The 23,947-nt window shown below is 70.8% G+C and carries 25 protein-coding genes; 2 read left to right on the top strand and 23 right to left on the bottom strand.

Going from position 1 to position 23,947, the window contains the following annotated elements; all coding sequences use genetic code 11:
- The first annotated feature begins 56 nt into the window (after positions 1-56).
- Complete coding sequence (locus tag OHA21_RS48210) at positions 57-980, top strand: LysR family transcriptional regulator (RefSeq protein ID WP_328467151.1); 924 nt, start codon at positions 57-59, stop codon at positions 978-980.
- Here OHA21_RS48210 and priA read toward each other — a convergent pair.
- Genes priA through hisD form a run of 7 tightly spaced genes read right to left on the bottom strand, consistent with a single transcriptional unit; the run spans position 929 to position 5,756 of the window.
- Entirely contained in the window at positions 929-1,651 is a 723-nt protein-coding gene (gene priA, locus OHA21_RS48205) for a bifunctional 1-(5-phosphoribosyl)-5-((5-phosphoribosylamino)methylideneamino)imidazole-4-carboxamide isomerase/phosphoribosylanthranilate isomerase PriA (protein WP_328467149.1), read from the bottom strand. The genes OHA21_RS48210 and priA overlap by 52 nt on opposite strands.
- Before the next feature lie 21 nt (positions 1,652-1,672).
- On the bottom strand, positions 1,673-1,990 hold the full coding sequence (locus tag OHA21_RS48200; RefSeq protein ID WP_328467147.1) for a hypothetical protein: 318 nt from the start codon (positions 1,988-1,990) through the stop codon (positions 1,673-1,675).
- The gene (hisH, locus tag OHA21_RS48195; RefSeq protein ID WP_328478997.1) at positions 1,987-2,610 is read right to left on the bottom strand and encodes an imidazole glycerol phosphate synthase subunit HisH; all 624 of its coding nucleotides are present in this window, start codon (positions 2,608-2,610) and stop codon (positions 1,987-1,989) included. The genes OHA21_RS48200 and hisH overlap by 4 nt, the downstream gene beginning before the upstream one ends.
- Positions 2,607-2,768, bottom strand: coding sequence for a hypothetical protein (locus OHA21_RS48190; RefSeq protein ID WP_328467145.1), 162 nt, complete (start codon positions 2,766-2,768; stop codon positions 2,607-2,609). The genes hisH and OHA21_RS48190 overlap by 4 nt, the downstream gene beginning before the upstream one ends.
- The gene (gene hisB, locus OHA21_RS48185) at positions 2,765-3,376 is read right to left on the bottom strand and encodes an imidazoleglycerol-phosphate dehydratase HisB (RefSeq protein WP_328467143.1); all 612 of its coding nucleotides are present in this window, start codon (positions 3,374-3,376) and stop codon (positions 2,765-2,767) included. Before hisB ends, OHA21_RS48190 begins: the two co-directional genes overlap by 4 nt.
- Positions 3,373-4,449, bottom strand: coding sequence for a histidinol-phosphate transaminase (locus OHA21_RS48180; RefSeq protein WP_328467141.1), 1,077 nt, complete (start codon positions 4,447-4,449; stop codon positions 3,373-3,375). The genes hisB and OHA21_RS48180 overlap by 4 nt, the downstream gene beginning before the upstream one ends.
- Positions 4,446-5,756, bottom strand: a complete 1,311-nt coding sequence (gene hisD, locus OHA21_RS48175; protein WP_328467139.1) for a histidinol dehydrogenase — start codon at positions 5,754-5,756, stop codon at positions 4,446-4,448. The genes OHA21_RS48180 and hisD overlap by 4 nt, the downstream gene beginning before the upstream one ends.
- 119 nt (positions 5,757-5,875) lie before the next feature.
- Here hisD and OHA21_RS48170 point away from each other — a divergent pair, with 119 nt between their 5' ends.
- Positions 5,876-6,583 carry an LON peptidase substrate-binding domain-containing protein gene (locus OHA21_RS48170; protein WP_328467137.1) on the top strand — a complete coding sequence of 236 codons (708 nt, stop codon included), beginning with the start codon at positions 5,876-5,878 and terminating at the stop codon, positions 6,581-6,583.
- Positions 6,584-6,680: 97 nt separating this feature from the next.
- Here OHA21_RS48170 and OHA21_RS48165 read toward each other — a convergent pair whose 3' ends face one another.
- From OHA21_RS48165 to murC, 16 genes are all read right to left on the bottom strand, one after another.
- The gene (locus tag OHA21_RS48165) at positions 6,681-7,490 is read right to left on the bottom strand and encodes a hypothetical protein (RefSeq protein WP_328467135.1); all 810 of its coding nucleotides are present in this window, start codon (positions 7,488-7,490) and stop codon (positions 6,681-6,683) included.
- Between the two features lie 30 nt (positions 7,491-7,520).
- On the bottom strand, positions 7,521-11,054 hold the full coding sequence (gene dnaE, locus OHA21_RS48160; protein ID WP_328467133.1) for a DNA polymerase III subunit alpha: 3,534 nt from the start codon (positions 11,052-11,054) through the stop codon (positions 7,521-7,523).
- A 58-nt stretch (positions 11,055-11,112) separates the two neighbouring features.
- The gene (locus OHA21_RS48155) at positions 11,113-12,582 is read right to left on the bottom strand and encodes a MinD/ParA family ATP-binding protein (protein ID WP_328467131.1); all 1,470 of its coding nucleotides are present in this window, start codon (positions 12,580-12,582) and stop codon (positions 11,113-11,115) included.
- Between the two features lie 181 nt (positions 12,583-12,763).
- Positions 12,764-13,732: a hypothetical protein gene (locus OHA21_RS48150; protein WP_328467129.1), complete on the bottom strand. Its 969-nt coding sequence runs from the start codon at positions 13,730-13,732 to the stop codon at positions 12,764-12,766.
- Positions 13,733-13,820: 88 nt separating this feature from the next.
- On the bottom strand, positions 13,821-14,705 hold the full coding sequence (locus OHA21_RS48145; RefSeq protein ID WP_328478995.1) for an RluA family pseudouridine synthase: 885 nt from the start codon (positions 14,703-14,705) through the stop codon (positions 13,821-13,823).
- 41 nt (positions 14,706-14,746) lie between these two features.
- On the bottom strand, positions 14,747-15,343 hold the full coding sequence (lspA, locus tag OHA21_RS48140; RefSeq protein ID WP_328478993.1) for a signal peptidase II: 597 nt from the start codon (positions 15,341-15,343) through the stop codon (positions 14,747-14,749).
- Complete coding sequence (locus OHA21_RS48135) at positions 15,340-15,762, bottom strand: TraR/DksA family transcriptional regulator (protein ID WP_328467127.1); 423 nt, start codon at positions 15,760-15,762, stop codon at positions 15,340-15,342. The genes lspA and OHA21_RS48135 overlap by 4 nt, the downstream gene beginning before the upstream one ends.
- Before the next feature lie 316 nt (positions 15,763-16,078).
- Positions 16,079-16,390, bottom strand: coding sequence for a DUF167 domain-containing protein (locus tag OHA21_RS48130; RefSeq protein WP_328467125.1), 312 nt, complete (start codon positions 16,388-16,390; stop codon positions 16,079-16,081).
- 2 nt (positions 16,391-16,392) lie between these two features.
- Positions 16,393-17,322, bottom strand: a complete 930-nt coding sequence (locus tag OHA21_RS52885) for a hypothetical protein (RefSeq protein WP_442875232.1) — start codon at positions 17,320-17,322, stop codon at positions 16,393-16,395.
- 33 nt (positions 17,323-17,355) lie between these two features.
- Entirely contained in the window at positions 17,356-18,171 is an 816-nt protein-coding gene (locus OHA21_RS48120; RefSeq protein ID WP_328467123.1) for a DivIVA domain-containing protein, read from the bottom strand.
- Between the two features lie 69 nt (positions 18,172-18,240).
- A complete protein-coding gene (locus tag OHA21_RS48115; RefSeq protein WP_328467121.1) occupies positions 18,241-18,546 on the bottom strand; it encodes a YggT family protein in 306 nt (101 codons plus the stop codon).
- Positions 18,547-18,613: 67 nt separating this feature from the next.
- The gene (locus OHA21_RS48110) at positions 18,614-19,339 is read right to left on the bottom strand and encodes a cell division protein SepF (protein ID WP_328467119.1); all 726 of its coding nucleotides are present in this window, start codon (positions 19,337-19,339) and stop codon (positions 18,614-18,616) included.
- 230 nt (positions 19,340-19,569) lie between these two features.
- Entirely contained in the window at positions 19,570-20,280 is a 711-nt protein-coding gene (locus OHA21_RS48105) for a YggS family pyridoxal phosphate-dependent enzyme (RefSeq protein WP_328467117.1), read from the bottom strand.
- A 9-nt stretch (positions 20,281-20,289) separates the two neighbouring features.
- Positions 20,290-21,417 (bottom strand): cell division protein FtsZ, encoded by a 1,128-nt coding sequence (gene ftsZ / locus OHA21_RS48100; protein ID WP_328467115.1) that lies wholly within the window; start codon positions 21,415-21,417, stop codon positions 20,290-20,292.
- Positions 21,418-21,714: 297 nt separating this feature from the next.
- A complete protein-coding gene (locus OHA21_RS48095) occupies positions 21,715-22,482 on the bottom strand; it encodes a cell division protein FtsQ/DivIB (protein WP_328467113.1) in 768 nt (255 codons plus the stop codon).
- Positions 22,483-22,487: 5 nt separating this feature from the next.
- On the bottom strand, positions 22,488-23,924 hold the full coding sequence (gene murC / locus OHA21_RS48090) for a UDP-N-acetylmuramate--L-alanine ligase (RefSeq protein ID WP_328467111.1): 1,437 nt from the start codon (positions 23,922-23,924) through the stop codon (positions 22,488-22,490).
- Positions 23,925-23,947 lie beyond the last annotated feature (23 nt).

Genomic DNA, 23,947 nt, shown 5'->3' with positions numbered 1-23,947 from the left:
TCCCGAAACCTTAAGCACCAGCAAATTAACCTACACCCAGAATGTAGCATCGCTACATGATTGACCTCGGCAGGCTGCGCGCGCTGCACGCGGTGGCCAGCTACGGCACGGTCCTCGCGGCCGGTCAGGCCCTGCACTGTACGCCGTCCGCAGTCTCCCAGCAGATCTCGAAGCTGGAGCGGGAGACCGGCGCCACCCTGGTCGAGAAGGACGGCCGGCGACTGCGGCTCACCGAGGCCGGCCGGGTGCTCGCCGACCACGCGGAGCGGGTGCTGACCAGCATGGACGAGGCGGAGGCCGCGCTCGCCGCACACCGGGACACGGTCACCGGCCGGCTCACCGTGGCCGCCTTCGCGACCGCCTGCCGGGCCCTGATGCCGCACGCCCTGCGCTCTTTGAAGAGCCGGCATCCGCAGCTCACCACCGGCCTGATCGAGGTCAACCCGCACGAGGGCCTGGAGCTGCTGCGCCGCGGGCACGTCGACCTGGCCGTGCTGGACGACTGGCCCGAGGTGGGTCTGCGCTATCCGGACTGCGTCACCAAGGTGGAGATCGGCGCCGACCACGCGGATCTCATCGTGCCGGACGATCACCGGCTGCGCGGAACCGCCACCCTGGAGGAGGCCCGTGACGAGCACTGGATCGCGGTCCGGGCCGGCGACGTCTGCTATGAGTATCTGATCCGCAAGCTGCCCGGCGTGGTCCCGGACTTCCAGGTCGGCGAGTTCGAGACGCAGTTGACGTTGATCGCCGCCGGGCTGGGCGTCGGCCTGATCCCCCGGCTGGCCCGGCCGCCACTGCCGCGTGAAGTCCGAGTTGTCCGGATAAGTCCGACGCCTACCCGTCACGTCGTGGTCGCCTGGCGTGATTCGGCGGCGGCCCGGCCGGCAATCCGGGCCGCCGAACAAGCGTTACGCGAAGCCTGGGCTCAGGCCGCGAGCACGTCGAGCGCCTCACGCACGGTGAAAGCACCCGCGTAAAGCGCCTTACCAGCGATCACACCCTCGACCCCGACCGGCTCCAGGGTGGCCAGCGCCCGCAGGTCGTCCAGCTTGGAGACCCCACCGCTCGCGATGATCGGCTTGTCGGTGGCGGCGCACACCTCACGCAGCAGGTCCAGGTTCGGCCCGCGCATGGTGCCGTCCTTGGTGATGTCGGTGACGACGTAGCGGGACGCGCCCGCCTTGTCGAGCCGGGCCAGCACCTCGTACAGGTCGCCGCCGTCCCGGGTCCAGCCGCGGGCGGCAAGGGTGCGGCCGCGCACGTCCAGGCCGATCGCGACGCGGTCGCCGTACTCGCCGCAGATCCGGTCGCACCACTCCGGGTCCTCCAGCGCGGCGGTGCCGATGTTGACCCGCTGGGCGCCGGTGGACAGGGCCCGGGTCAGCGACTCGTCGTCCCGGATGCCGCCGGAGAGCTCCACCTTCACGTCGAGCCGGCGCACCACGTCGGCGAGCAGCTCGGCGTTCGAACCGCGGCCGAAAGCGGCGTCCAGGTCGACCAGATGGATCCACTCGGCGCCGTCGTTCTGCCAGGCCAGCGCGGCCTCGAGCGGGTCACCGTAGGCAGTCTCCGAGCCGGCGGCGCCCTGCACCAGGCGGACGGCTTGGCCGTCGGCGACGTCGACGGCGGGCAGCAGTTGGAGGGTCATTCTTCTCCCTAGAGAACGGGTTCAGGCGCGGCGGCCGAGCACCACGACGACGAGGGCCGGCACAGCCAGGACGAGCATGGCGGTCAGGATGATGCGAAGTGCGAGGTCCGGGATGAGCGTCCAGACCGCCGCGACGGCCAGCAGGGTGACGACCACGATGCCGATCCGTTGCCGCCGGCTGCGGTGATAGAGCCGGCCGTCCCGGCCGAACCGCGGTTTGAGGCGCCGCACGAGGGCCTGGCGCCGGCCGCGCCGGGCCACCTTCCGGGCGCGGACCGCCTTCTCCTTCTCCAGGACGGCGAGCCGCTCGGCCCGCCGTCGCGCGCGTTCCTTGCTCACCGCAGGGTCGCGACCCAGTTGCTGAGCAGCGCAAACCCGGCGTCCGCCGATTTCTCCGGGTGGAACTGGGCAGCGCTGAGCGCGCCGGCCTCCACCACGGCCGCGAACGGCAGGTCGTGGCTTGCGCTGGTCACCTCGGCGCCGGCCTGCGCCAAAAGGTCAAGATCTTGAGCGGCGTACGAGTGGACGAAGTAAAACCTCGTGTCAGCGGGCAGACCGGCCAGTAGCCGGGATCCCTCCGGCACCTGCACGGTGTTCCAGCCCATGTGCGGGATGCGCTGCGCGGCGAGTTTGGTGACCGAACCCGGCAGCAGGCCCAGCCCCTTGGTCTCCACCCCGTGCTCCACACCGGAGTCGAAGAGGATCTGCATGCCGACGCAGATGCCGAGCACCGGCTTGCCGGCCGCCACCCGGTCCGCGATCACCGGGCCGGCGCCGAGCTGCTCGATCCCGGCCATACACGCCGCGTACGCCCCGACACCGGGCACCACGAGACCGTCCGCGGCAGCCGCGGCCGCCAGATCGTCGGTCACCGTCACGTCCACACCGGTGCGGGCGACGGCCCGCTCCGCCGAGCGCAGGTTCCCCGAGCCGTAGTCCAGAATGACGACCTTCATCACGCCTCCCCCGACGGCCACCAGGCGAACCCGCCCGCGGTGGCCAGCAGCGCGAGCACCGCGGTGAGGCCGATGCTGAACTTCGTGGCATCCGACTTCACCAGCTGGATCACGCCGCCCAGCAGGATGCCGGCCAGCGCGAACAGGACCAGGGAGATCACAGCACCCCCTTGGTGGACGGCAGCGCCCCGGCGTTGCGCGGGTCGATCTCGACGGCCTCGCGCAGCGCCCGGGAGAACGCCTTGAACTGCGCCTCCACCACGTGGTGCGCGTCCGGGTGGCCGCCCGGCCGGCAGGCCCGCAGCACGTCCACGTGCAGGGTCACCTTGGCCGCGTGGCCGAACGCCTCGAAGATGTGCCGGGTCATGCTGGTCGCGTAGACCGGTCCGATGTACGGCGTGAGCAGCGGCTCGTCGTGCACCACATAGGGCCGGCCGGACAGGTCGACGGCGGCCCGGACCAGCACCTCGTCCATCGGGATGGTGGCCGACCCGTACCGCCGGATGCCCCGCTTGTCGCCGAGCGCGCGGGCGAAGGCCTCGCCCAGCGCGATCGCGGTGTCCTCCATGGTGTGGTGCGAGTCGATCTCCAGATCGCCCTCGCAGCGCACGGTCAGGTCGAATCCGCCGTGCTTGGCGAGCTGGTTGAGCATGTGGTCGTAGAAGCCGACCCCGGTGTTCAGGTCGCCCTTGCCGGTGCCGTCGAGGTCGATCTCGATCAGCACCTTGGTCTCGTTGGTCACGCGCTCGATGCGGGCGGTGCGGCTCACGAAAGGATCTCCTCAGCAGCGTTCAGGAAAGCAGTCGTCTCGGATTCGGTGCCGGCGGTGACCCGCAGCCAGCCGGCCAGGCCCACATCGCGGATCAGCACGCCCCGGTCGAGGAACGCCTGCCAGTCGGCCTTCTGGTCCGGGGAGACGGCGAACAGCACGAAGTTGGCGTCGCTGTCGGCGACCCGGACTCCGCGGGCCCGCAGGGTGGAGACGATCCGGTCACGCTGGACCTTGATCTGCTCGACGGTGGCCAGCAGCGCGGCGCTCTGCGAGACGGCGGCCCGCGCGGCGGCCTGGGTCAGCGCGCTCAAGTGGTACGGCAGGCGCACCAGCTGGACCGCGTCGATCACGGCCGGGTCGGCGGCGAAGTAGCCCAGCCGTCCACCGGCGAACCCGAACGCCTTGCTCATGGTCCGGGTCACCACCAGGCGCGGGTGCCCGGGAAGCAACTCGATCGCGCTGCGGGTGCCGGCCCGGGCGTACTCGAAGTAGGCCTCGTCGACCAGCACCATGCCGCGCGCCGCGCCGAGCACGGCGTCGATCACCGACGGGTCGAGCGCGGTGCCGGTCGGGTTGTTCGGCGAGCAGAGGAAGACCATGTCCGGGTCGTGCTTCTCGATCTCCGCGATCGCCGCCTCGGGACGCAGCCCGAAGTCGGGGTCACGCAGCGAACCGATCCAGCGGGTGCCGGTGCCGCCCGCGAGCAGCGGATGCATCGAGTACGACGGGCCGAAGCCGAGCGCGGTCCGCCCCGGGCCGCCGAACGCCTGGAGCAGCTGCTGCTGCACCTCGTTGGAGCCGTTGGCCGCCCACACGCTGCGGTAGGTGAGGCCGTGCCCCAGATAGTCAGCGAGGTCGGTGCGCAGCGCCACCGCGTCCCGGTCCGGGTAGCGGTTGAGGTCGGCCAGCTCGGCGTCGAGCATCTTGCGCATCGCCTCGACCACCGGCTGCGGGACCGCGAAGGCATGCTCGTTGGTGTTCAGCCGGACCGCGACGTCGAGCTGCGGCGCGCCGTAGGGCGACTTGCCGCGCAGATCATCCCGGATCGGCAGATCGTCGATCGTGGTCACTGGCCGAACCTCACTTTGACAGCATCTCCGTGCGCCGGCAGGTCCTCCGCGTTTGCCAGCGCCACCACGTGGCCGGCGACATCGCGCAGAGCCTCCTCGGTGTACTCCACGACGTGGATGCCCCGCAGGAACGACTGCACCGACAGGCCGGACGAATGCCGGGCGCAGCCGCCGGTGGGCAGCACGTGGTTGGACCCCGCCGCGTAGTCGCCGAGCGAGACCGGCGCCCAGGCGCCGACGAAGATCGCGCCGGCGTTGCGGACCCGCATGGCCCACTGCCGCGCGTCGCGCGTCTGGATCTCCAGGTGCTCCGCCGCGTACGCGTCGACGACCGCCAGCCCCTGCTCGAGGTCGTCGACCAGCACCACACCGGACTGCTCACCGGTCAGCGCGGTCCGCACCCGCTCGTCGTGCTTGGTGGCCGCGACCTGCTTGCCCAGCTCGACCTCGACCGCGTCGACGAGCGCCGTCGAGTCGGTGACCAGCACGCTCGCGGCGAGCGGGTCGTGCTCCGCCTGGCTGATCAGGTCGGCGGCGACGTGCCGCGGGTCGGCGGTCTCGTCGGCCAGGATGGCGATCTCGGTCGGGCCGGCCTCGGCGTCGATCCCGACGGTGCCACGCAGCATCCGCTTCGCCGCGGTCACCCAGATGTTGCCCGGCCCGGTGATGACGTCCACCGGCTCACACCGGTCGCCCTCGTCTGCGCCGTCCGACCCGTACCCCAGCATCGCGATCGCCTGGGCGCCACCGACCGCGTAGACCTCGTCGACGCCGAGCAGCGCGCAGGCGGCCAGCACCCGCGAGTCCGGCAGGCCGTTGTTGGCGGTCTGCGGCGGCGACGCCACGACCAGGCCCTCGACGCCGGCCTCCTGGGCGGGCACCACGTTCATCACCACGGTCGACGGGTAGACGGCCAGGCCGCCCGGGACGTAGAGCCCGACGCGGCGCACCGGCACCCAGCGCTCGGTGACCGTGCCACCGTCGACGACCTGCGTGGTCACGTCGGTGCGGCGCTGGTCGGCGTGCACCTTGCGGGCCCGCTTGATCGCCTCGAGCAGGGCGGCGCGCACCTCCGGGTCGAGGGTCTCGGCGGCAGCGGCGATCGCCTCGGCCGGCACCCGCAGGCGCTCCAGCCGGACGCCGTCGAACCGCTCGGTCGCCTCCCGGATCGCGCTGAACCCATGCTGATGCACCGCCTCGACGACCGGGCGGATCTTCTCGACCGCGACGGAGACGTCGAGTTGGGCACGGGGCAGCAGTCCGCGCGGGTCCCGGCGGGAGCCGCGCAGGTCGATCCGATTCAGCACACGCCCAGTCTAGGCGGCCCCGGAATCGAGTTACCGCCCGCGACCGGCAGGCCCAGGCGTTGAGACACCTCGCCTCTCGCCCGGGTTGACCAAGGTCGGTCGGAGACTAGGCTGAACGCGTGAGCGATCGGCTGCCGGTGTTCCCGCTGAGCACGGTGCTCTTCCCCGGTCTGGTCCTGCCCCTGCACATCTTCGAGGAGCGTTACCGCACGCTCGTCCGGGAGCTGGTGGCGCAGTCGGCGGAGACACCGCACGAGTTCGGCGTGGTCACCCTCCGGCACGGCAGCGAGGTGGCGCCGGATCCCGGCGACGGCGCGGCCACGGAGACACCCCCGATCAGCGCCGCCGATCTTTACGAGGTGGGCTGCACCGCCGAGCTGCGCCACGTCACCGAGCTGCCGGACGGCCGCTTCGACATCATGACCGTCGGCCGGCGCCGGTTCACCGTCCTCAGCATCGAGCAGGGCAGCGCGCCATACCTCACAGCGCAGGTCCGCTGGCTGCCCGAGGAGGACGCGGCCGACCAGACGGCCCACCTGCTCGCGCCGCGGGTGCTGACCGCCTTCCAGACCTACCTGGAGCTGCTGCGCCCCAACACCGAGGTGCTCGACCAGGTGCCCGACGACCCGACCGTGCTGTCCCACCTGGTCGCCGCCACCGCGCAGCTCACCGTCGAGGAGCGCCAGCTGCTGCTCGCCATGCCTGACACGGCGAGCCGGCTGCGCGCCGAGTTGCGCCTGCTCAACCGCGAGGCCGGTCTGCTGGCCCGGGTCCGCGCGGTCCCGGTCCCGCTCTCCGACCTCGCCCGCCCCGCCAGCCCGAACTGACCGCCGGAGCGCGACTCCAAGCCGGCCGGCGCAGCACCAAGCCGGTCGGCGCCTGCGCCAAGCCGGCCGGCCCAGCGCCAAGCGCGCCGGCGCAGCGTCAGGCGGGCCGATTCGGGTCCGGCGGAGCGGGCTCCGAACCGACGCCGGCCCCGTTCGTGCCGGGCGGCGGGACCGGCTGGTCGAAGGGCGGCTCGTAGACGCGGTGATCAGGGACGTCGTAGGCGCCCGGATAGCCGGGGTAGCCCGGCAGCATGCCCGGATGGTTGGGACCGTAGCCGGGCTGGGCGCCGGGATGGTCCAGATCCGGATCGTTCGACCAGCCGGCCAGCAGGGTCAGCACGATCGCCGCGGCGAACGCCGGCACCAGCGTGGGGCCGAGCGAGTGCACCTCCGGCGGCGCCAGGAAGGTGGCGCCGCGCGCCGCGGTGGCGCGCCACTGGTCGTAGTCGTCGCGGCCGATCAGCTCGCCGACGAACGGCGCCACCCAGTGGCCCGCGATCGACGTGCCGAGCACCACGCCGAGCAGGAGGAACGGGCCGCGGTCCCGGCGCAGGACGAGCCAGGCGGCCACCGCCACGAGAATCCCGAAGCCGAGGCCGAGCAGGGTGAACCAGCCGTCGGCCGCGATGTACTGCTCGGGTGAGGGGTCGTTCACCACCACGCCGTTGTCGCCGATGTCGACCACCGGCACACCGGGTGCCAGCCACGCCCAGAGCAGCCCGAGCGGCACGCCCAGAGCGCTGACCACCGCGGTGAGCACGACGGCGACCGTCAGCGTCCGGCGCCACGGCCGGCGGCTGCCGTACTCGATCCCCCACCGCTGAACCGACCACCGGCCGGGCTGTTCAGGCTGGTACGGCTGATCCGGACGGTACGGCGGCTCGGCCGGCTCCTCACTCGGGTGCACCCTGCGATCCTTCCAGATCGGCCGTCGCCGTCAGGCCACGGCCGACGGGCCGAGGATCATTTTGAGGTCGGCCCGCAGCGCCGGGGTCGCCGCGACCCGGACGCCACCGAGGCGCATCACCGTGGTCCGGCTGCCGTTCTGCAGGTGGACGTGCACCTCGGTGTCGCCCGGATGGCTCACCAGGATCTCCTTGAGCTCGTCCACCAGCGGCGGTGTGCACCGGGTGATCGGCATCGTGAGGGTGACCGGCTTGGTGTCCGGGTTGTGGGTGATGTCGGGGATGGACATGTCCATCGCCATGATCCGCGGGGTGTCGTCGCGCCGGTCGACCCGGCCCTTCACCACCACGATCGCGTCCTCGGCGATGTACTGCCCGACCAGCTCGTACGTGTTCGGGAAGAAGAGCGCCTCGACCCCGCCGGCCAGGTCCTCCAGGGTAGCTGAGGCCCACGCCCGGCCCTGCTTGGTGATCCGGCGCTGCACCCCGGTGAGGATGCCGGCGAGGGTCACCACCTGGCCGTCCGGCACTGAGCCCTCCTCGTTGAGCGCGGCGATGCTGGTGTCCGCCGAATTCTGCAGGAGCACCTCGAGACCGGCGAGCGGATGGTCGGAGACGTAGAGGCCGAGCATCTCCCGCTCGAAGGCCAGCTTGTCGCGCTTGTCCCACTCGCTGTCGCCGATCACCGGCATGGCGACCGTCGCCGACACCCCGGAGTCGGTGTCACCGAAGGCGCCGAAGAGGTCGAACTGCCCGGCTGCCTCGTTGCGCTTGACATCCGCGTACGCATCGATGGCCTCGGCGTGCACCGCCAGCAGACCCTTGCGGCTGTGCCCCATCGAGTCGAAGGCGCCCGCCTTGATCAAGGATTCGATGGTCCGCTTGTTGCAGGCCACTGCGTCGACCTTGGACAGGAAGTCGTAGAAGTCGGTGTACTCCGACTTCTCCTTGCGGCACCGGACGACCGCCTCGACGACGTTGCCACCGACGTTGCGGACCGCGCCGAGACCGAACCGGATGTCCTTGCCGACCGGGGTGAACGGGCCGGCCGACTGGTTCACGTCCGGCGGCAGCACCTGGATGCCCATGCGGCGGCACTCGGCCAGGTAGACCGCCATCTTGTCCTTGTCGTCACCGACGCTGGTGAGCAGACCGGCCATGTACTCGGCCGGGTAGTGCGCTTTCAGGTACGCCGTCCAGTAGGAGACCAGCCCGTACGCCGCGGAGTGCGCCTTGTTGAACGCGTAGCCGGCGAACGGGACCAGCACGTCCCACACCGCCTGGGTGGCCTCGTCGGAGTAGCCGTTCTCCCGGCAGCCGTCGCGGAACGGGACGAACTCCTTGTCGAGGATCTCCTTCTTCTTCTTACCCATCGCGCGGCGGAGCAGGTCGGCCTGGCCGAGGCTGTAACCGGCGAGGATCTGCGCGGCGCGCTGCACCTGCTCCTGATAGACGATCAGGCCGTAGGTCGGCTCCAGGATCTCGCGCAGCGGCTCCTCCAGCTCCGGGTGGATCGGGGTGATCTCCTGGAGCTTGTTCTTACGGAGCGCGTAGTTGGTGTGCGAGTCGACGCCCATCGGACCGGGACGGTAGAGCGCCAGGACGGCGGAGATGTCCTCGAAGTTGTCCGGCTTCATCAGGCGCAGCAGCGAGCGCATCGGGCCACCGTCGAGCTGGAACACGCCCAGGGTGTCGCCGCGAGCCAGCAGGTCGTACGCCGCCTGATCGTCCAGCGGGAGGGCCAGCAGATCCAGCGCCTTGCCGTGGTTGAGCTCGATGTTCTTGTTCGCGTCGTCGATGATCGTCAGGTTCCGCAGGCCCAGGAAGTCCATCTTCAGCAGGCCGAGCGTCTCGCAGGTCGGGTAGTCGAACTGCGTGATGATCACGCCGTCGGTGGCCCGGCGCATCAGCGGGATGTGGTCGATGATCGGCTCGGCGGACATGATCACGCCGGCCGCGTGCACACCGGTCTGCCGGATCAGGCCCTCGATGCCGCGCGCGGTGTCGATCACCTTCTTGACGTCCGGGTCCGTCTCGTAGAGCGAGCGGATCTCACCGGCCTCGTTGTACCGCTTGTCCTCTTTGTTGAAGATGCCGCCGAGGGTGATGCCCTTGCCCATCACGTCCGGCGGCATGGCCTTGGTGATCCGGTCGCCGACCGCGAACGGGTAGCCCAGCACCCGGGCCGAGTCTTTGATCGCAGCCTTCGCCTTGATCGTGCCGAACGTCGCGATCTGGGCGACCCGGTCGTCGCCCCACTTCTCCGTCACATACCGGATCACCTCGCCGCGCCGGCGCTCGTCGAAGTCGATGTCGACATCGGGCATCGAGACACGCTCGGGGTTGAGGAACCGCTCGAAGATCAGGCCGTGCGGCAGCGGGTCGAGGTCGGTGATGCCCATCGCGTACGCCACCAGCGAGCCCGCGGCCGAGCCACGACCCGGGCCGACGGCGATGCCGTTGTTCTTCGCCCACTGGATGAAGTCGGCGACGACCAGGAAGTACGCCGGGAAGCCCATCTGGATGATGACGCCCAACTCGTACTCCGCCTGCTTGACGTGCGTCTCCGGGATGCCGTCCGGGAAGCGCCGGCGCAGGCCCTCGAACGCCACATGCCGGAAGTACTCCTCCTCGGTGTAGCCGTCCGGGATGGGGAACCGGGGCATCAGGTTCTTGAAGGTGAACATCCCGTCGATGTCCACCTTCTCGGCCACCAGCAGCGTGTTGCGGCAGCCCTCCTGCCAGGCCTCGGACGAGTCCACCGCGCGCATCTGGTCGGCCGACTTCACGAAGTAGCCGTTGCCGTCGAACCGGAACCGGTTGGGGTCGGCCACGTTGCTGCCGGTCTGCACGCACAGCAGCACGTCGTGCGCCTCGGCCTGCGCTTCGTACGTGTAGTGCGAGTCGTTGGTCACCAGCGGCTTGATGCCGAGCTTCTGCCCGATCTCGAGCAGGCCGTCCCGGACCCGCTTCTCGATGGAGAGGCCGTGGTCCATGATCTCGAGGAAGTAGTTGTCCTTGCCGAGGGCTTCCTGGTACATCGCGGCGGACTTGAGCGCCTCGTCGAACTGGCCGAGCCGCAGCCGGGTCTGCACCGCGCCGGACGGGCAGCCGGTGGTGCCCATGATGCCCTCGGCGTGCTCCGCGATGATGTCGAAGTCCATCCGCGGGTACTTACCGAGCTGGCCCTCGATGGACGCCCGCGAGTTGAGCCGGAACAGGTTCTTCAAACCGACCGCGTTGCGCGCCCACATGGTCATGTGCGTGTACGCACCGTTACCGGAGACGTCGTCCGATTTCTGCTCCGGACGGCCCCACTTGACCCGGCTCTTGGTCAGCCGCGAATCGGGCGCGAGATAGGCCTCGACGCCGATCACCGGGATGATGCCGGCGTCTTTGGCCTGCCTGTACATCTCGTAGGCGCCGTGCATGTTGCCGTGGTCGGTGATCGCGGCGGCCGGCATGCCGAGCCGTTTCGCCTCACCGAGGAGTTCCTTGATCCGGGCCGCCCCGTCGAGCATTGAATACTCGGTGTGCACATGAAGGTGCACGAACGAGTCAGACACCCGGAACCCCCTCTTCCTTGACGGCGCCGAGAAGCCTAGCCCGGACGTACGACGAAACCTACTCCGCGAACGGCTCCAGCATCGTCGACGCGGCCCGCAGCCAGGCCTGGCGTGTCTCGTTCTGCAGATCGCCGTACTCGATCGACGAACCGACCTCGAGCGCCGGGTCGTAGGGCACCACGGCGACCGCACGCGTACGCGTGGCGAAGTGCTTCTTGAAGTCCTCGAGCAGCGGCAGGTGACCCGGCGACGGGCAGGAGATCAACGTCACGGCGTTGGACACCATGTCGCCCATCCCGCTCTCCTCGAGCACGTCGAGCATCCAGTCGGCGGTGAACGCGGCGTCCTCGCGGGGCACCGTGGTGATCACCAGCTGGTCGGCGGTGCGCATCACCGTCTGCCAGTTCACGCTCTCCACGTTGTTGCCGGTGTCCACACAGATCACGTCATGGGTACGCCGCAGCAGATCCATCACCCGGCGCACAGTGCTCTGGTCGAGCCGCTGGGCGAACCGCGGGTTCTCCTCACCGGCGAGCACGTCGTACGACCCGTCCGAGGCGTGCCGCAGATAGGCGTCGAGCTCCTGCAGCAGCGCGTCGCCGTGCAGGTTCTCGATCCGCATCAGGTCGGCGAGCAGGTGCTTGATCGTCCGGGCGTGGCGGGCGCTGCCGGCCCGCAGACCGAGCGTGCCGCGCAGCTCGTTGTCGTCCCAGGCGAGCACCCCCCGGCCGCGCACGCTGCCGATGGTGGCCGCGGCGAGCACGGTGGCGGTGGTCTTGTGCACCCCGCCCTTCGGGTTGGCGAACGCCAGCACGCGCGGCTTGCCGAGCTTGCGGCGCATCACCCCGACAGCCCGGTCCATCCCGTCGTCGGCGCGGGTCTGCCGCCACTCGATCCGGGCCGCCGCCGGGGCGGGCGAGGTCGGCGCGGGCTGCACAGCGGGCGTGCGCGGGGCAGCCGGAGCAGGAGGGGCCTGGGGGTACGCCGGAGCCGGCGCTGCCTGCGCGGGGGGATAGGCCGGCGGCGAGTAGCCGTTCGGCGGTTGCGGGTAGCCGGTGCCGGGCGCGTACCCGTTCGGCGGATACTCCCGGGGCGGGGCGGCGTAACCGGCGCCCGCGCCGTACTCCCGGGCGGGCGGCTGCGCCGGGGCCGGCGGCTGCGCGGGAGGCTGGCCGGACCGCGGCGCCGGCTCGAAGAAGCTGTTCTGCTGCTCGGCGTCGCGGCGGGACTGCCAGCGCGGGTCGAGCGGGTTGATCGGCCGCTGCGGCATCGGGCGCTGCTCGGCCGGCGGCTCGGCGGGCCGGCGCTCGGCCGCCCGCGGGTCCAGCGGATTGAACGGCCGGCGTTCCACCGGGGCCGCGCCACGGCCGGCCGGCGGCTGCTGACCTCGCTGTTGCTGCTGCTGGGCGTCCTGCTGAGCCTCGTCCGGCTCCTCGCTGCGGTTACCATGCCGGGCACGGTCGAGCAGCGCCCGCCAGCGCGGGGCTGGTTCCGCAGGCCGGCCCCAGCCGGTCTCGGTCCCGTCCACGGCTCGTCCTTTCTGCGCCTACCCGATTTGGTCCTCGGCGACGTTCTCGCCCCCGACAGGCTACGGACGAGAACCCTATTCGGGCCACCGGCCGACCGCCCATCCTCCGGTCGTTCTTGATCACATAGCGGCACGCTGGTCGTGCACGTGCATCCACCCGAACGTTTCGCAGACGGAAAACCTAACGGCCGGATCCGCCACCGGATGCTCCCGCGGACGGACCTGACCTTTCCCGAACAGGACTCGTGTCCGGTGCAGAGGGTACGGCAATGCCTTGCTCGGAAGGCAATACGGCCGGGAGCGACTCCCCGCCCGAATTCTCCGGTGAGGCGGATGTCACAGGAGTCCCGATCGACGACGGTATCCGCGTCGGCAGGGCCGGGGCAACGGGCGCCGACGGCTTCGGCACAGCCGGCGAGGCCGCCGCACCGGACGGCACCACGCCGGTCGTGGGATCCGGATCGGCCGTGCCGGTGTCCTCGGGAAGCGGCGGCCGGAACTCGGTGCGGTCCAGCTGGTGCACCTCCGGTGCGGGGTCCACCGACCGCACCCCGGAACGGGCGGACAGGCCGTCCAGCACCGTCGGGCCGGCCCGGACCACCGCGGCGAAGACGCACGCGCACCCGGCCCGGTACGCGGCGGCCTCCTCGGCGGCGGTACGGGCCGCGGACTCGTACGCCGCCCGCAGCCTGGTCTCGTTGCGCCCGGAACCGGTCAGCGCGCGGCTCAGCCGCATGTACTCGGCCTGCTCCTGGTCCCGGCTCAGCGCGGCGTTCAGCATGCCGGAGGCCACGTCGCCGGGCATCACGTACACCGGGATCCGGCTCACCTGCGTCCGGGTGGCCGGAAGCGGCACCCGCGCGTACACCTGCGCCACCGTGACGCCGGACATCAGCTCGGCCACCCGGGCCGGCGCGGCGTAGTCGCGGAGGCTGACCAGCGCCCAGGTGTCCCCGGCGGCCGGCGCCGAGGGGTCGGTGAGCTTCGCCAGCTCCTCCTGCGACGCCTGTAGATAGCCGGAGACCGACTGCCCCTCGACCACGCCGACCCGGACCACGTCGCCGGGCGCCTCCCCGGACGGCAGCTCACGGTCCGCCCAGACGACCAGGAGCACCAGTGTGACGGTAGCCGCCAGCGCCACTCCGGTCATGATCTGCAACCGGAGGGAGCCGCCCCCGAAACGGACGAGGACTGCCCGCATTCGGTGCGCGGGGCCCAAGGCTTACTCCCGACAAAGGTCAGCCGGCGTCCTCCAGGACGTCCAGCGCGTATTTCAGGTCGTCAGGGTAGTCGCTGACGAACCGAACCTCCTCGTACGTCCGGGGGTGCTGGAACGCCAACTCGCGGGCGTGCAGCCACTGCCGGTCGAGCTTGAGCCGGGCGGCCAGGGTGGGATCCGCGCCGTAGGTCAGGTCGCCGGCGCAGGGGTGCCGCATCGCCGAGAAGTGCACCCGGATCTGGTGGGTCCGCCCGGTCTCCAGCCGCACGTCGACCAGGCTGGCCGAGCGGAACGCCTCGAGGGTGTCGTAGTGGGTGACGCTCGGCTTGCCGCCGGACATCACCGCGAACTTCCAGTCCGCGGTCGGGTGCCGGTCGATCGGGGCGTCGATGGTGCCGCGCAGCGGGTCGAGGTGGCCCTGGACCACGGCGTGATAGCGCTTCTCCACCTCGCGCTCCTTGAAAGCGCGTTTCAAGAAGCTGTACGCCGACTCGCTCTTGGCCACCACCATCAGGCCGGTGGTGCCCACGTCGAGGCGGTGCACCACGCCCTGCCGCTCGGCGGCGCCGCTGGTCGCCACGTTCTGCCCCATCGCGGCCAGGCCGCCGACGACGGTCGGGCCGGTCCAGCCGGGGCTGGGGTGCGCCGCGACCCCGACCGGCTTGTCCACCACCACGATGTCGTCGTCGCTGTAGATGATGCCGAGGCCGTGCACCGGCGCGGCCACGACGACCGGCGCGGCCGCCGGGGCGGGCAGGGTGACCTCCAGCCAGGAGCCGGCGCTGACCTTCTCCGACTTGGTCCGGGCCACCCCGTCGACCAGGGCGTCACCGGACTCGACCAGGGTCGCGGCCGCGGTCCGGGAGAGCCCGAAGAGCCGGGACACCGCCTGGTCCAGCCGCATCCCGTCCAGCCCGTCCGGCACCGGCAGAGAACGCTGTCCGCTCACGCGCGCTCCTCCGTCCCGGTGGCCGGCTTGGTCTGCGGCGCGTTCTTCTTGCTGGGCAGGCGGCTGCCGTCACGCTGGCGGCCGGTCAGCTCGAGCAGCACGGCGAGCACCACACCGACGCTCAGGCAGCTGTCGGCGATGTTGAAGACGGCGAAATACTCCCCGTACGGCCCGAAGACGCTGATCATGTCGACCACGTGGCCGTGCAGGAAGCCGGGCGCCCGGAACAGCCGGTCGGTCAGGTTGCCGAGCGCGCCACCGAGCACCAGGCCCAGCGCGATCGCCCAGGGCACCGAGCGCAGCCGGCTCGCCATGAACCCGATCCACCCGACCACCACCAGGGTGATGAGCGGAAAGACCCAGGTGTACGAGCTACCGAAGCTGAACGCCGCGCCACTGTTGCGCAGCAGCGAGAGATGGACCAGCCCGCCGAGGATCCGGACCGGCTCGCCCGGCTCCAGATTCTCGGTGGAGAGGTGCTTGGTCCACTGGTCGACCGCCACGGCGATCACTGCGGTGGCGGCCAGCACGGCCACGGCGCGGGGCGCGAACCGCGGAGACTTCTCCGCGGCCGCTGGCTCGTCGGCGTTCAGCGTCGTTCCTCCAACTGCTTACAAGAGACACAGAGCGTGGCGGACGGGAACGCGGCCAGTCTCTCGACCGGGATCTGGTTACCGCACCGCTCACACCAACCGTAGTTGCCCGAACCGAGTCGTTCGATGGCGCGTTCCACCTGTGTGATCCGCTCGAGCAGGTTGTTCGCCAGCGTGATCTCCTGTTCCCGCTCGAACGTCTTGGTGCCGGTGTCGGCCTGGTCGTCCCCGGCCGAGTCGGCGAACCGCTCGCGCTGCAACTCGGTGATCTCGCTGAGCGCCTGATCGTACTCGGCCTGCAGCTCGTGCAGCCGCTCGACCAGCGCCTGCCGGATCTGTTCGATCTCCTCGGTGGTGCGGCTGCGCTCCGCGGCGGACCCACCGGTCGAACCGGGCCGGGTGTCGGTTGCCTTGGCCATCGTCGCTCCCTCGGCCGCGCTCGGCGCGCGGCGATCAGCGGTCTCCGGGATCGCGGGCGGCCGGTGCCGATGCCACCCGTCCCCTGTCATAACCCCGTGTCGTCTTCAGCGGTTGCCGCCGTAGATCTTCCCCCACGTGCAGAAATGGCGCGGCTGGAAAGCGGCCGCGCACTCGGAGGAGGTCGCAAGGATACGGAAGGTGAGCTACCTCGACAACCTGTCATCCCACCCCGGATCCGACAAAACATCATGAACAGGTCATGATGCCGTCGGATAACCGACGATACACCTCACGTGAGGAATCCTTCACATCCCGTCACCGCGTGCCGTCACGGAGCTCGGCGAGCCGGCCGGTCCACTGATCGGGCGGCGCCGACACGGTGAAGACCTTGTCCCGGCTGGTCACCCCGATCCGGAGAGCCACGTGCGCCGGGCGCACGCCCAGAGCGTCGGCCAGGGCCCGGCGGACCGCCTCGGTCGCCTTGCCGTCCACCGCCGGGGCCCCGACCGCGACGATCAGCGCCGGACCGTGCGGGCCGTCGTACCGGCCACCCACCCGGGTGCGGCCGGCGCCCGGCCGAACCCGTACCGGCACCGAGCCGGGGGCCGGCGGGCGATGATCATTCACGGTCAGCGGTGCGCCACCGTGGCGACCAGCCGATCGACCGGGCGGCACAGCCCGCACGGGCTGAACCCCAGTTCCACCGCCTCGTTCACCGGCAGCGCCTCGGTCAGCCGGCCGACCAGGTGCGGGCAGTCCGCCATGTGATAGCGCGGCCGCCCGTCGACCACCAGCACCTCGAGGTCCAGCCGGGCGATCAGCACGGCGTCGGCGGGCCGCACCGACTGCGGCAGCGGCTCGTCGTCCGGATCGTCGTCGTCGGGCTCACCGAACTCGTCGACCGTGGGGTCGGGCGTCTCGGCAGCCGCCTCGGCGGGCCGGCGCCAGGACCGGTCCTCCGGCTCGGCACTGCGGGCGGCGTCGATGGTGGACGACGCGCGCTGGTAGTCCTCGGCGGTCGCGGGAGGGGCGAATTGCGACGTGGAGTCAGATTGAGCAGAGTCTGCGGCAGCGGACGGAACGGCGTCCCTGGAGTCGCCCAGATGGGTCGCGGTATCGCGTGCGCCGGCCGCCCGGGCCCGCTCCACCTCGTCGTCGTCCACCGTGACGGCCGGCGCCGCTCCCGCTTGATCGGCGAGGATGGTGTCGTCGTCGTAGCTCACCGAATCGCCTGCGGTGGCCACCGTCACGGGGGCAGAATCTTCGGCGGGGGCAGCGGCGGCTTCGGCGTACCGCTCCTCGGTGTCCCAGGCTTCGGCCTCGCTGTCCGGCCGGCCCTCTCGGGTGGGTGCCTCCGGCATCGGCACGGCGCGCTTGGGACCGCTCTGAGCGGCGAGCCGGCGGGACGCGGCGGCCTGCCGGGCGCCGATCACCAGGGCGACCGCGGCCATCAGGCTGACCACGATCGAAGCTATGAGAAGACTGCTCGAACCGTTGATCAGACCGAGCGCGAGAAACAGCACCGCGACGGGGATGAGCAGGAGACTAGCAACGATCATGGCTCATCCTCGTCGCGGTGCGGGGTGCTGCGGTCAGCGACCCGACTCGATGGAGTTGGTGCGGCCACCGCCGTACGACCCGGCCAGGCCGGCAGCGGCGAGACCGCCGGAACCACCGACGGAACGGCTCGCGTCCGCGCGTGACAGCTCAGCCTCGAGGCCCTGACCCCGGCCGTCCAGGTCACGCAGCTGACTCTCGAGGTACGCCTTGAGCCGCGTGCGGTACTCCCGCTCGAACTGCTTGAGCTCCTCGATGTGCTTCTGCAGCGCGGTCCGCTTGGCGTCCAGGCCGCCCATGGCCTCCTGGTGCCGCTGACGCGCGTCGCGCTCGAGGGCGTCGGCCTTGGCCCGGGCCTCGCGGGTGACCTCCTCGGCCTTCGAGCGGGCGTCGGAGAGAAGCTTGTCGGCCTCGCGCCGGGCGTCCGACACGTGGTCGTCGGCGGTGCGCTGGGCCATCATCAGCACGCGCAGGGCCTGCTGCTCGCCGTCGGCGCCGCCGGTGGCCGCACCGGGGCCGGGGCCCTGGGCACGAACCTGCTCGAGCTCGGCCTGCATCTGGCGGGCGGCCTGCTCGGCCGCCGACTTGTCCCGCTGCACCCGGTCGAGCTGGGCCTTGAGGTCGTTGAGCTCGGCAGCCATGCGGGGGTCGGCACTCGGGCCGGCTGGTGCGCCACCCCGACCGCCGCGCTCCACCTGGGCGCGCAGCTCGTTGTTCTCCTCGATCAGACGGGCGAGCTCGCGCTCCACCTCGTCAAGGAAGGCGTCGACCTCCTCCTCGTCATACCCCCGCTTGCCGATCGGGGGCTTCTTGAAGGCGACGTTGTGCACGTCGGCCGGGGTCAGCGGCATCGAAACTCCTCGGGTCAGTCGCGGCCGCGGTTGGGGCGGGGCTGCTGTCTAGCTGTAAGTACGAACTGTCTAGCTATACGTACGAATCAGTGGGGCCAGCACGAAGTTCATGAGCACGAACAGGATAACCAGCAGCACGATGGAAGCCAGGTCCAAACTCACGTTACCAATGCGCAGCGGTGGGATCACACGCCTCAACGCCTTGAGGGGCGGATCCGTGACGCTCCACACCGATTCGAGTCCGGCGGAGGCGCCCCGGCTCGGCTGCCATCGCCGTCCGTACTGGAGCACCGCGCCCAGCACGAACCTGGCCAGCAGCACTATGAAGAAGAGGTACAGCAGCACGTAGAGACTCTGGAACACGATCGACAGCACGTCAGGCGGATCCCTCGTTCGGGTCAACTCGCAGGTGTTGCACTCAGGGTTGAATCAACTCAGTGAATCAGCTCTGGGTGAAGAAGCCGCCCTCAGCGATCTTGGCCTTGTCCTCCGCGGTGACCTGGACATTTGCCGGTGAGAGCAGGAAAACCCGGTTGGTCACGCGCTCGATCGTACCCCGCAGACCGAAAGCCAGCCCGGCGGCGAAGTCCACCAGACGGCGGGCATCCGATTCATCCATCTCGGTGAGATTGATGATCACCGGAACGCCGTCCCGGAAGTGCTCGCCGATGGTGCGCGCCTCCCGGTAGGTGGTCGGGTGCAGGGTGGTGATCTGGTACCGCTGCTCCTCCTCGACCGGGCGCTGGTGCACCGGCTGCTGGTGGACCAGCGGCTGCGGCTTCAGCGCCAGGTTCTCCCTGGTCGAATAGGCGAGCTCGTCGGGCTGCTGCGGGGCGACGGTGCGGGGGGCGATGGAGCGCACGCTCGCCCGATCGAGGCGCTCGCTCTCCTCCCGCTCCAGGTCGGCCCGGACGGACGCCCGCTCACTGAGGCGGCTGTGACCGGTGGACTCCCGCCGCGTGCGCGGCGCCGGGCGCTCCTCCTCGATCTCGTCCTCGTCGGCGAACTCGTCGGCGTACGAGTGGTCGCGCGAATACCGCTCCCGGTCCCGCTCCCGCTCGCGGCCACGGTAGGAGCTCTCCCGGTAGTTGCGGTCGTCATAACCGCGGTCGTCGTCCTCCTCGACCAGGCCGAGCCAGACGCCCGCCTTGCGAAACGCCCCGCTCATGCCGCCCCTCCCTGGGAAGAGTCCATGCCCCCACCTCCGTCAGCCCGTGCGGCCCGCGCCCCCTTGGCGTGCCGCGTCCCCCCTCGTGCGGGTCGAGGAAACGGATCCGATTCGGACCCACGACCCGCCGCGACGCTGCGTCGTCGGACGCTCCGGCCGCCGTGGGTGTGCGAAGCCCAGTGGCACGTCGCGCAAAACAACACCTGTGTAGTTTGCTGCCCGCCGCAAGGCTACCGCAGCGAGTTTCGCATCCCGAGTAAAGAAGTACCGATCCGTACGTGTGTCGCCCCGTGCCGGATCGCCGCCTCGAGATCGCCGCTCATGCCCGCGGAGAGCGTCGTGGCACCCGGATGCCGCTCGGCCAACCGTCCAGCCAGGACGGCGAGCTGTGCGAACGCCCGGTCCGGATCCCAGCCGAGCGGCGCGACCGCCATCACGCCGGCGAGGCGGAGACCGTCCGATGAGGCCACTGAGTCGGATACCCGCCAAAGATCATTTTCAATCACGCCGCCGCGCTCGGGGTCGCCGTCGATGCTCACCTGGATCAGCACGTCGAGCGGGACCGCCCGGTCTGCGGTGGCCCGGGCCAGGGCGGTGACCAGGCGCTCCGAGTCCACCGATTCGACCACGTCGGCGTACGTCACCACTGATCTGGCCTTGTTGCGCTGCAACTGGCCGACGAAGTGCCAGCGCAGGCCGGCGCCGGCGGCACGGACCTCGGCCGCCTTGGCGGAGGCCTCCTGGTCCCGGTTCTCCGCGACGTCGGTGATGCCGAGCCCGGCGAGCAACAGCACGTCGCTCGCCGGGTAGGTCTTCGTCACGGCGGTCAGGATCACCGACCCCGGTGGCCGTCCCGCCGCCTCGCAGGCCCGCGCGATCCGCTCCCGCACCTGCTGAAGATTGGCGGCGAGCTCGGCCCGCCGCCGGTCGTCATAAACCATTGAAGGAGATTACGAGCCGTTCTTGAGGAAGTCCGGCACGTCCACGTCGTCGAACAGCATCCGCCGCGGGGCCGGCGTGGTGGTCGCGGGCGGCGGGGTCACCGGCACCGGCGGCGTCGCGGCCGGCGCCGGAGCGCTGGTGGCGGGCGCCGGGACCTTGCGGACCGACTCGACCGGCTTGTACGAGGGCGTGCCCCCGTCGAAGCCCGCCGCGATCACCGTGACCCGCACCTCGTCGCCGAGCGCGTCGTCGATGACCGCGCCGAAGATGATGTTCGCGTCCGGGTGCGCCGCGTCGGTGACCAGCTGGGCCGCGTCGTTGATCTCGAACAGACCGAGGTCCGAACCACCGGCGATGGAGAGCAGCACGCCGCGGGCGCCGTCCATGCTCTGCTCCAGCAGCGGGCTGGAGATCGCCTTCTCGGCCGCCTCGACCGCCCGGTTGTCCCCGCGCGCCGAGCCGATGCCCATCAGGGCGCTGCCGGCCTCCTTCATGACGCTCTTCACGTCGGCGAAGTCGAGGTTGATCAGACCCGGCGTGGTGATCAGGTCGGTGATGCCCTGCACACCGGAGAGCAGCACCTGGTCGGCCTGGCGGAACGCGTCCATCATGCTGATCCCGCGGTCGCCGAGGGCGAGCAGCCGGTCGTTCGGGATGACGATGAGCGTGTCGCACTGGTTGCGCAGCTCGTCGATGCCGGCCTCGGCCTGCACCTGGCGGCGCTTGCCCTCGAACGAGAACGGCCGGGTGACCACGCCGATGGTCAGCGCGCCCAGCTTGCGGGCGATGTTCGCCACCACCGGCGCGCCGCCGGTGCCGGTGCCGCCGCCCTCGCCACAGGTCACGAAGACCATGTCGGCGCCCTTGAGCACTTCTTCGATCTCGTCGCGGTGGTCCTCGGCGGCGCTCTTGCCGACCTCGGGCTGAGCGCCGGCGCCCAGTCCACGGGTCAGCTCCCGGCCGACGTCCAGCTTCACGTCGGCGTCGCTCATCAGCAGCGCCTGGGCATCGGTGTTGATCGCGATGAACTCGACGCCTTTGAGCCCTACCTCGATCATGCGGTTCACGGCATTCACGCCGCCGCCGCCGATGCCGACGACCTTGATGACCGCAAGGTAGTTGTGCGGAGGTGTCATCGGGCTCAGCCTTCCCTTCGGGGTTGGCGGACGTCGACGGCCCCTGCGGTCCGGGGAGGGACCGCACTTTCGACATCCGCTGCCGTACAAGGGAGGGCGAGGAAACCCTCACCCTCTACTAGAGGTTCAGAGTTATGTCAACCACACGAACCTCTCGACGCAACGTATGCGGACATGACGCCGCAGCCAAAGACCCGGAGCGGCGTGTCGCGTCCGCTTACGAGGTGAGTATCCGACTGACCCGTAACCTCGGACGCAATATTCCGTTCGTGACGTATTGTCCGTTTGGCCGCATGGCTACCGAATGGTCACCACCGACGGGGCGCTCACGTCGATCTCGTCGCCCTTCTGCCGCAGCAGCGCCGTGGCGACCTTGCTCTTCTCGTCGCTCTTGGTGTCGTCACCCCAGATGACCACCCGGCCCTTGCGCAGCTCCAGCCGGATCTCCACGGGCGACGCCACGGCCACCGCCACCAGCTGCTCGCGCAACTCGTCGCTGAGGGCGCCGAGCACGGTCAGCGCCGACTCGGTGTTCGCGTCCGCCGGGCCGGGCGTGGCCAGCCGGGCCAGCGGCAGGTTGCGGGGCTGCTTTCCCGTGGTCCGGAACGGGACGCCGTCGTCGTCGATCAGCAGGAACTGCTCGCGCATCGGCACCGCGGCCACCGCGCTGCGCTCCACCACCTCGACCACCACGGTCGACGGCCAGCTGCGGCTCACCACCACCCGGTCCACCGGGGGCAGGCCGCGTACCCGGGCGCCGACCTCGTCCAGGTCGACCCGGGCCAGCGGCAACTCGGCCGGGACCGCAGCGGCCTCGCGGACCTGATCCGTGGTGAGCAGCTCGGCGCCGACCACCCGGACCTGGCGCACGCCCAGCACCGCGGTGCCGTACACCAACCAGCCCAGCGCGCCGGCGACCAGCAGCACACCGGCGCCGGCCAGCCAGGGCAGCGCGGCCCGCAGGCGCCGCTGCCGGGCCCGGGCCATGAACCGGCGCGCCGACGGCGGTACGGCGTCCGTGTCGGCCCGGACCAGCCGCCAGTTGCGCGTGCCCCCGCCGGCCATCCGGACTACCTCGCCAGGTCCGGCTGCTGGTCCGCCTCGGCCAGCGCGGCCAGCAGCTCGTCGCCCATCAGCGAGATCGGCGGCGCGCCCATGGTCACCACCACGTCGCCCGGACGGCTGCGCCGGACCACCTCGCCGGGCACGTCCTCCCAGTCCGGCACGAAGACCTTCTGCTCGGCCGGCAGCTCGATCGCCGCGGTCAGCGCCCGGCCACCCTCGCCCGGTCCGCGGGTCTCCCCCGGCCCGAACACCTCCATGCAGATCACCTCGTCGGCCACTTGCAGCGCGTCGGCGAGCTCGGCCTGCAGGTCGCGGGTGCGGTACACCCGGTACGGCTGGAAGACCACCAGCAGCCGCCCGTCCCCCGCCACCTCGCGCAGGGTGCGCAGCGCCGCCTTCACCGAGGTCGGGTGGTACGCGTACTCGTCGTAGACCCGCACACCGGCGGCGATGCCCTTGCGCTCGAACCGGCGGCGGACCCCCGGGAACGACTCCAGGGCCTCGACCACCTTGTCCAGCGGCAGACCCAGTTTCAGGGCGGTCAGCACGGTCGCCGCGCTGTTCAGGCCCATGTGCTTGCCGGGCAGCGCCAGCTTGAGCTCGCCGAGCGGCTTGCCGTCCAGCTCGGCCTGGTACCGCACACCGCTCACGGTGGAGACGATCTCACTGATCCGAAGGTCCGCGGCGGCCGATTCCCCGTACGTGTAAACGGTCTTGCCCGCCGCGCGCAGCCCGGCGATCAGCTCCTCGGTACCCGGACCGTCCGCGCAGGTCACCACGAAACCGTCGGCGAGCGAGCCGAACTCGAGGAAACCGGCCTTCAGCGAGTCCAGGTCGCCCCAGTTGTTGAGGTGATCGCCCTCGATGTTCGTGATGATCGCGACGTGCGGCCGGTAGATCAGGAACGACTTGTCGCTCTCGTCGGCCTCGACCACGAAGTGCGGGCCGCTGCCGTGGTGCCCCGCGGCGCCCGCCTCGGAGATCTCGCCACCGATGACGAACGACGGATCGTGCCCGGCGTGCTGCAGGATCACCGTCATGATCGAGGTGGTGGTCGTCTTGCCGTGGGTCCCGGCGATCGCGATGCTCTGCCGGTTGGTCATGGCGGCCTTGAGCGCCTCGGAGCGGTGCAGCACTCGCAGGCCGCGGCGGCGCGCCTCGGCCAGCTCGATGTGGTCCTGCGGGATGGCGGTCGAGTAGACCACCGTGTCCACGCCGTCGAGGTTGGACTCCACGTGCGACATGTGGACGGTGCCGCCCAGCGCGCGCAGCGCCACGAGGGCCGGCCACTCGCGCAGCTCGCTGCCGGAGACCGGCACGCCGCGGGTCAGCAGGAGCCGGGCCAGGCCGGCCATGCCGACCCCGCCGATCCCGATCAGGTGCACGCTGCCCAGGTCCTCGGCGGTCGTCTCGCCGGCCGGCGTCAGCTCCGCCGTGTTCACAGATCCACTCCCTCGGTCTTCGT

This window comes from Actinoplanes sp. NBC_00393, assembly GCF_036053395.1.
Classification (GTDB): domain Bacteria; phylum Actinomycetota; class Actinomycetes; order Mycobacteriales; family Micromonosporaceae; genus Actinoplanes.
This window is presented reverse-complemented; position numbering and strand designations above follow the sequence as displayed.

Bases quoted from the DNA above. Each gene is read 5' to 3' on its own strand.
- OHA21_RS48110 (WP_328467119.1), bottom strand. From the start codon at position 19,339: ATGAGCGGGGCGTTTCGCAAGGCGGGCGTCTGGCTCGGCCTGGTCGAG.
- priA (WP_328467149.1), bottom strand. From the start codon at position 1,651: ATGACCCTCCAACTGCTGCCCGCCGTCGACGTCGCCGACGGCCAAGCC.
- OHA21_RS48120 (WP_328467123.1), bottom strand. From the start codon at position 18,171: ATGCCGCTGACCCCGGCCGACGTGCACAACGTCGCCTTCAAGAAGCCC.
- ftsZ (WP_328467115.1), bottom strand. From the start codon at position 21,417: ATGACACCTCCGCACAACTACCTTGCGGTCATCAAGGTCGTCGGCATC.
- OHA21_RS48150 (WP_328467129.1), bottom strand. From the start codon at position 13,732: ATGACCGGAGTGGCGCTGGCGGCTACCGTCACACTGGTGCTCCTGGTC.
- OHA21_RS48095 (WP_328467113.1), bottom strand. From the start codon at position 22,482: ATGGCCGGCGGGGGCACGCGCAACTGGCGGCTGGTCCGGGCCGACACG.
- OHA21_RS48105 (WP_328467117.1), bottom strand. From the start codon at position 20,280: ATGGTTTATGACGACCGGCGGCGGGCCGAGCTCGCCGCCAATCTTCAG.
- OHA21_RS48145 (WP_328478995.1), bottom strand. From the start codon at position 14,705: ATGCGGCTGGACCAGGCGGTGTCCCGGCTCTTCGGGCTCTCCCGGACC.
- OHA21_RS48135 (WP_328467127.1), bottom strand. From the start codon at position 15,762: ATGGCCAAGGCAACCGACACCCGGCCCGGTTCGACCGGTGGGTCCGCC.
- OHA21_RS48210 (WP_328467151.1), top strand. From the start codon at position 57: ATGATTGACCTCGGCAGGCTGCGCGCGCTGCACGCGGTGGCCAGCTAC.
- OHA21_RS52885 (WP_442875232.1), bottom strand. From the start codon at position 17,322: ATGATCGTTGCTAGTCTCCTGCTCATCCCCGTCGCGGTGCTGTTTCTC.